The sequence below is a fragment of the Pseudonocardia nantongensis genome, assembly GCF_046546495.1.
In the GTDB taxonomy this organism is placed as follows: Bacteria; Actinomycetota; Actinomycetes; order Mycobacteriales; family Pseudonocardiaceae; genus Pseudonocardia; species Pseudonocardia nantongensis.
Genome location: NZ_JBKGXT010000053.1, coordinates 1 through 1256, shown reverse-complemented (window position 1 = coordinate 1256; position 1256 = coordinate 1). Strand labels below are relative to the sequence as shown.

1 protein-coding gene is annotated in these 1256 nt (G+C 70.3%); it reads left to right on the top strand.

Annotated elements, in window-relative coordinates:
- Positions 1-50: 50 nt before the first annotated feature.
- Positions 51-1256, top strand: a protein-coding gene (locus ACLFMI_RS26750; RefSeq protein WP_410950736.1) for an IS3 family transposase whose coding sequence is annotated in 2 segments (ribosomal slippage) — positions 51-336 and positions 336-1256 — 1207 coding nt annotated over the 2 segments. Because the reading frame shifts where the segments join, the coding sequence is not laid out codon by codon here. This gene is flagged as partial in the annotation.

Sequence of the window (1256 nt, the reverse complement as noted above, 5' to 3'; positions counted from 1 at the left end):
TGAACCGCCCCGGCGTTTCCGGAGACTTGATCTTCTGAGGAGATGGAGTCATGACACGTCGCTCCCCGTCGTATCCCAAGGAACTGCGCGAGCGGGCGGTTCGGATGGTCGCCGAGCTCGAGCCTGACTACGACTCGCCGTGGGCGGCGATGCGCGTAGTCGCGGAGAAGCTCGGTGTGGGCTCGGTGGAGACGGTGCGCAAGTGGGTCCGCCAGTCCGAGATCGACGGCGGTGATCGGCCCGGAGTCACGACCGAGGAGTCCGAGGAGCTGCGCCGACTCAAGCGGGAGAACGCGGAGCTCAAGCGGGCCAACGAGATCCTCAAGGCCGCATCGGCTTTCTTCGCGGCCGAGATCGACCGGCCACGTCCGCGTTGGTGAGGTTCATCGACGAGCACGCCGCCCGTTGCACGGCCGGGCGGCGCTGGGGTGTCGCGTCGATCTGCGCCCAGCTCGGCGAGCTGGGCGTGGCGATCGCCCCGTCGACCTACTACGACGCTCGCCCGGCGGTCCGGGCCGGGAGGCCGAGCACGGCCCAGCGCCGCGACCAGCAGTTGAGCAAGGAAATCGCGCGGGTGCACGCGGAGAACTACGGCGTCTACGGCGCGGACAAGGTGTGGACCCAGCTCAACCGGGAGGGCATCGCGGTGGCCCGCTGCACCGTCGAACGGCTCATGCGCGCCCAGGGTCTGGCCGGGGCCCGGCGCGGGCCTCGGGTCCGTACGACACAGCCCGGACAGCAGGGCCGGGCTGCTGATCTGGTCGAGCGGCGCTTCGACCCGCCGGCCCCGGACCGGCTGTGGGTCGCTGACTTCACCTACGTACCGACCTGGTCGGGGATGGTCTACGTCGCGTTCGTCATCGATGCCTACTCCCGGCGGATCCTGGGCTGGCGCGCGGCCACCAGCATGCGCACCGACCTTGTGCTCGACGCCCTCGAACAGGCCCTGTGGGTCCGTGGCCGCCAGGGCCGTGAGGACCTGTCGGGGCTGGTCGCGCACTCCGATGCCGGGGCGCAGTACACCTCGATCGCCTACACCGAACGTCTCGCCGTCGCCGGGGCGGCGCCCTCGGTCGGCTCGGTCGGGGACGCCTACGACAACGCCCTGGCCGAGTCGACGATCGGGCTGTTCAAGACCGAGCTGATCAAACCTCGCGGTCCCTGGCGCACCGTCGAGCAGGTCGAGATCGCCACCCTCGAATACGTCGACTGGTTCAACCACCGCCGCCTGCACAGCGCGGCCGCGGACATGCCGC